Source organism: Synechococcus sp. R8-2 (assembly GCF_047461715.1).
Lineage (GTDB): Bacteria > Cyanobacteriota > Cyanobacteriia > Thermostichales > Thermostichaceae > Thermostichus.
The window spans coordinates 1-5,492 of record NZ_JANSHQ010000107.1; the positions used below are offsets into that span (position 1 = coordinate 1).

Consider the following 5,492-nt stretch of genomic DNA (forward strand, 5'->3'; position numbering starts at 1 on the left):
GAGCGTTTGGGGAGTGTCTCAACCTAGCTTGAAATGACTATAACAAGGCGCTTAAATATCCAGGGCAACAATGACAGGGGCATGATCGCTGGGTTTTTCGGCCCGCCGTGGCTCAACATCGATCCAGCAAGCGGTGGCTTTCTCCTGTAGCTCACGAGACAGATAATGATGATCAATGCGCCAGCCGCGATTCCTTTGAAACCCCCCCGAGCGATAGTCCCACCAGCTAAAATGGCCGGGATCTGGGGTGAACCTGCGAAACGCATCTTCAAACCCTAAAGCCAGGATCTCCCGCAGGGCTTGTCGCTCCGGTTCGGAAGCCATGATTTCTCCCGCTTTTTGGGGATCGTAAATATCCCGATCTTCCGGGGCAATGTTAAAGTCCCCGCAGAGCAGGATGGGATCCCCTTGGCTCAGGGCAACGGCGAGGTAATCCTTCAGCGTGGCTAGCCAGCGCAATTTATAGGCGTATTTTTCCGATCCCACCTCAGAACCGTTGGGCACATAAAGGTTGAGAATACGGATCCCGCGGTAGATGGCGCTCATCAGCCGCTTTTGCTCGTCCAAATCTGCCGCCGCAGGCAGCAGCGCACCAAACCCCCGTTCTACTTTTTCCGGGGGATCCCGGCTGATCAGAGCCACACCGTTGTAGGACTTTTGCCCGTAGACCTCCACATGAAAGCCCCGCTCCTGAAAGGCCGCCCGGGGAAAGTCTTCATCCACCACCTTAGTCTCCTGCAGGCAGAGCACATCCAGGGATCCCTGGCTGTCCAGCCAAGCCAAAACCTGAGGCAGCCGGGTGCGAATGGAGTTGACATTCCAGGTGGCCACTTGCATGAGGGATCCCGCTCACTCCACCAAGGCTCTTCCTCGGATTTGGGCCAGCCGCTCCGCATCCAGCACCTCCCCCTCGGTGTAGTAGCCGGCAGCTTTTTTGGCCTCGATCTCCACACGGGCATCCGCCGGGATCAGCTCTTCTGGGATGGGCACCCGCTGCAGAACCTCAATGCCGGAGTTGGTGATGGCTCGATACTTGAGGTCGCTCATGGAAATCAGGCGATCGATTCGGGTTATGCCCAGCCAATGGAGCACATCCGGCATCAACTCCTGGAAGCGGATGTCTTGCACCCCTGCCACACACTCGGTACGGGCGAAGTAGGCATCAGCCCGATCCCCTCCTTCCTGGCGCTTGCGGGCGTTGTAGACCAAAAATTTGGTCACCTCCCCCAAGGCGCGGCCTTCTTTGCGCAGGTACACAATCACCCCGGCTCCACCGGCTTGGGCCGTCTTAACGCATTCCTCAATGCCATGCACCAGGTAGGGGCGGCAGGTGCAAATATCCGAGCCAAACACATCGGAACCATTGCATTCGTCGTGAACCCGCACCGCCAGGGGCAAAGCCGGGTCGGTGATGGCGGCCACTTGCCCGATGATGTACACCGTCTGGCCACCGATGGGCGGCAAAAACACCGATAGGTCTGGGCGAGTCACCAATTCTGGAAACATGCCTCCCGTCTGCTCGAAGAGGGTGCGGCGCAGCAGGCTTTCGCTCACCTGCAATCGTTTGGCGATCCCCGGCAGGTACCAGACCGGCTCGATTGCGGCTTTGGTGACCACCAGGCTGCCGTTGTCTTTGAGGATCCGGCCATCCACCCGTAACCGCCCTTTGTTGACCGCCTCCTGCAGTTCTGGCATGTGGATGTGGGCCTGAGTAATGGCAATAGTAGGGCGAATATCGTAGCCCTGGGCATAGAGGGGAGCAAAGACTTCCCCCACAACTGCTCCCCAGGGATCCAAAGACACAATCCGGTCTGGATCTCCCCAGCTTGGGTGAGGGCCAATCGACACCACCGGGGCAGTATTGGTTAAATCGGCGCGGTGATCCGCCTGCAAAGAGCCACTGGCCACAGCCAATGCCCGATAGACAGCGTAGGCTCCCGCATGGGTGCCGATGACATTGCGATGGGCAAGATTGGTCAGGCTACCCACCACCGGCCCCCGCTGCAGTGGATCCAAGGCTCCCCAGCGAATCGGCTGGGCTTGCGTCCCATGAGGGGAGGGATGGGAAGTCAGGACAATGTGATGAGGACGGGAGGAAGGTTTGCTCATGGTCCTCAAGTGCTTGGAAAACTAAGAATCTGGAGAAAGCAGTATTATAGGCCATCCCCAGCCGTTTCCAGAGAGCCTGACCCTTCTTTTGGGGTGCCTAGACAACGATTTTGGCCAAACCCAAGGGGCGGATCCCTGCCGGCGAAACCTCGACCCGATAGGGCAACATCTCCACTCCGGCTTGCAGGGCCTCACGAAACAGACGGGCATAGCGGGGATCCCGTTCTTCGCCGGGGGCAAACTCGGTGCAATCGGCGCGATTGATCCAGTACATCAGCAGAGCCCGCTGCCCCTGTTGGCGGATCTGGATCAGATCTTCCAAGTGTTTTTGGCCGCGAGTGGTCACCGTATCGGGAAACAGCGCACGGGATCCCTTGGCCCAGGTGGTGTTCTTCACCTCCAGATAGGCCGAGCCAGAGTCTCCTGTCAGCAGAAAGTCGATTTTGCTCCTGCCGCAGGTCACCTCCCGTTGCCGGCGAGAAAACCCTGCCAATTGAGGAAACCACCCTCGCTCCAGCCCCCAGTCCACCAGGCGATTGGGCAAGCTGGTGTTGATCCCCACCCATACCCCATCCACCTGGATCATTTCCCAGGTGTAGGCCAGTTTCCGTTTTGGCTCCGGGTGATGGGAGAGGTACACAGGTGCCCCTACCTGACAGACCCCACTCATCGGCCCCGTGTTGGGGCAATGGGCGATGATCTGTTGCCCGTTTTCCAGCTCCACATCGGCCAAAAACCGCTTGTAGCGGCTGCGCAGCACCCCTCTGTGCAAGGGGCTCGAAAAGCGGTAAGGTACCGGCCCATCCCCGCACTCCATCCCCAAAGCCTCTCCTTTCGTAGGTATTTTTCTTTAGGATTTTGGAAATCTTCTCCGGGGATCGTCTCTCCTGCGCTAGGGTAAATCATGTGTCCCAGGGCTTGGGGCACCCTCTTACAGCTCTTTCCGACTTCATGGGAATTCTGCAGATCACTCTGGGAAGCAGTAAGATCCCTATCGCACAAGAGATGCGTCTGCATTATCTGTAGTCGGTGCTGCCGGAAAGAGCTGTATTGGCGATTAAACCCATTTAACACCTCGTTTTTTCTGCCCTTTTGTCAAAACTTGGAGAAGAAAACCCGAATGCTGCGTCTTGATCCTGATCCCAGTTTTCAGCCTGGGGATTCCTTGCAGGACAACCGTGGGCGTGTGGCCATATTCATCGACGGGTCTAATCTGTTCTACGCCGCTCTGCAACTGGGCATTGAGATCGACTACACCCGTCTGCTGAAGACTCTGAGTGGTCGGTCGCCCCTTTTGCGCTCTTTTTTCTACACCGGCGTCGATCGCAACAACGAAAAGCAGCAGGGGTTTTTGCTCTGGATGCGCCGCAATGGCTACCGCGTGGTTACCAAAGAGCTAACCCAGTTGCCCGATGGATCCAAGAGAGCCAACCTGGATGTGGAAATTGCCGTGGATATGCTGTCGCTGGTGCGCTGGTATGAGACGGCTGTGCTGGTGAGCGGCGATGGAGACTTGGCCTATGCGGTCAATGCCGTTAGCTACCAAGGGGCACGAGTGGAGGTGGTCAGCTTGCGTTCCATGACCAGCGATCAACTGATCAACTTGGCGGATCGCTACATCGACCTGGAATCCATCAAAGACCAAATCAAGAAGACCAACCGTCCCTCCTCCGCCTACCTGTACCGACCGGGGTTCACCACCGATGAGGAGGACGAGGGATAACTTTCCCTCCCCCACAGGGAGAAGGGAAAGCAGAGCAACGGGGGGCTTACTGGGCTTTCCAATTTGAAGGGATCCCTTGCAGCAGGTAAACCGGGTTCAGGGGGGCAAAGCGGGTGCCCTCGGCCAGGACGGCAGAGCGGGAGATCTGAACGTGATCTACTCGAACTTGCCAGCCCCGAGAACGCAGCCATTGCAGGGCCTCGCTGCAGGTTTCTAGGGTAGCGAAGTTGGCCACTAAGATCCCTCCAGGCCGCAGGCGGGCTTCCACCACCGGCAGCAGGTCGCGGATCCCTTTGCCGCCGCCGCCCAGCACCACCCGATCTGGGTCGGGCAAGTTGGCCAACACTTGGGGGGCTGCCCCCGGGATCACCTGCAGGTTCTCTGGGCCAAAGCGTTGCCGGTTGCGCCGAATCAGACAGATGCCCATGGCGTTGCGCTCGACAGCATAGACCTGGAGCCGAGAAGAGAGGCGGGCTATTTCGATGGCCACCGAGCCGGTGCCGGCACCGATATCCCACACCACGCCCTCTTGGGGGAGCTGCAGGGATCCTAAGGTGAGCAGGCGGATGGGCTGCTTGGTGATCAAGCCGGGCTGGTCGGGAAAGGTGTAGAACTGGTCGTCCGGGATCCCGACCAAAGGCCAGCGATGGGGATCTGGCTCCGGTTCTACCCGTCGCAGCACCACCACGTTGGGGTTGGAGAAGGATGAATTCTGACCTTCCTGGAGGGGCACGATCTGCTCTTGAGGGGATCCCAGTTGACTACAGACCCAGGCTTGGTAACGCACCGGCAGCCGCAGGTCGGCAATGAACTGGGCCAAGACGGTCGGTGTATGCTCCGGATCGGTGAGCACCACGATCACAGGGGATCCCTGCTTGAGAACGGCTTCCAACCGCTCCACTCCCCGCCCGTGCAGGCTGAGGATGGTCGCCTCCTGCCAGGGGATCTGCAGGCGGTTCAGGGCCAGCTGCACCGAGCTCACCTGCGGATAGAAGGCCAACCGCTCCGCTGGGAAATACTCCGTCAACAGCCGCCCGATCCCGAAAAAAAGCGGATCCCCGCTGGCCAACAAAACTAGGGATCCCTGAGCCATCTCCTGCTGCAAAAGCGGGATCCAACTTTCCACCGGCCCGGTGAGCGGGATCTTGCGGGCCGGATGATCGGTAAAGTGCCGGAGCAGATGAGGGGCTCCTGCCAAAACCCTGGCTTGGGAAAGGGGGGGGATCCCCCAGGAAGCCACAGAGCCATCCCCCGCTACCCCTACGACCGCAAGCTGAGGTGACCGCCCAGGTGCTGCCGTAGCCATTTAACGTTCGACAGGTGGGTGGTATTGGCGCATGTGATTGAGAAAATCCAGTCGCAGCTCCGCCACTTCCCGTTGCATTTCCCGCATCTCCCGAATAAAGCTGAGTTGAGCCTCGATCAGGCGGCCATCGCGCTCCCGAAATTGCTCCATCATCATGGCTTGCGCTTCCCTCAGTTCGGCAAACCCAGCCTGCATATCTCGGCGGCACTCCTGTATGGCCACCTCCAGCTCGTCTCCCCGCTCTTCGTTCTGTCGAATCCGCTCCTGGTTCTGTTGGATCAACGCCCTGATCTCCTGGATTTCGGTCTGGAGTTGGGCTTCCATAGCCTGCCGCTCGGCCCGCATTTCGGCCAT

5 protein-coding genes and 1 pseudogene are annotated in these 5,492 nt (G+C 58.9%); 1 reads left to right on the forward strand and 5 read right to left on the reverse strand.

Annotated elements, in window-relative coordinates; all coding sequences use genetic code 11:
* Nucleotides 1-51: 51 nt before the first annotated feature.
* The 3 genes from xth to sfsA all read right to left on the reverse strand — a co-directional run bounded on the left by xth (nucleotide 52) and on the right by sfsA (nucleotide 2,926).
* Nucleotides 52-837 carry an exodeoxyribonuclease III gene (gene xth / locus NW819_RS02940; RefSeq protein ID WP_414351932.1) on the reverse strand — a complete coding sequence of 262 codons (786 nt, stop codon included), beginning with the start codon at nucleotides 835-837 and terminating at the stop codon, nucleotides 52-54.
* Between the two features lie 12 nt (nucleotides 838-849).
* Complete coding sequence (locus tag NW819_RS02945) at nucleotides 850-2,109, reverse strand: GTP cyclohydrolase II (protein WP_414412837.1); 1,260 nt, start codon at nucleotides 2,107-2,109, stop codon at nucleotides 850-852.
* Nucleotides 2,110-2,206: 97 nt separating this feature from the next.
* Entirely contained in the window at nucleotides 2,207-2,926 is a 720-nt protein-coding gene (sfsA, locus tag NW819_RS02950; RefSeq protein ID WP_414412838.1) for a DNA/RNA nuclease SfsA, read from the reverse strand.
* Nucleotides 2,927-3,229: 303 nt separating this feature from the next.
* Here sfsA and NW819_RS02955 point away from each other — a divergent pair, with 303 nt between their 5' ends.
* The gene (locus NW819_RS02955) at nucleotides 3,230-3,832 is read left to right on the forward strand and encodes an NYN domain-containing protein (protein WP_414412839.1); all 603 of its coding nucleotides are present in this window, start codon (nucleotides 3,230-3,232) and stop codon (nucleotides 3,830-3,832) included.
* Nucleotides 3,833-3,878: 46 nt separating this feature from the next.
* On the opposite strand, the gene cbiE is transcribed toward NW819_RS02955, so the two are convergent.
* Together cbiE and NW819_RS02965 are read right to left on the reverse strand one after the other, a co-directional pair.
* Complete coding sequence (gene cbiE / locus NW819_RS02960) at nucleotides 3,879-5,072, reverse strand: precorrin-6y C5,15-methyltransferase (decarboxylating) subunit CbiE (protein WP_414412840.1); 1,194 nt, start codon at nucleotides 5,070-5,072, stop codon at nucleotides 3,879-3,881.
* A gap of 66 nt (nucleotides 5,073-5,138) precedes the next feature.
* Nucleotides 5,139-5,492 (reverse strand): annotated as a pseudogene (locus NW819_RS02965) (hypothetical protein); the annotation flags it as partial.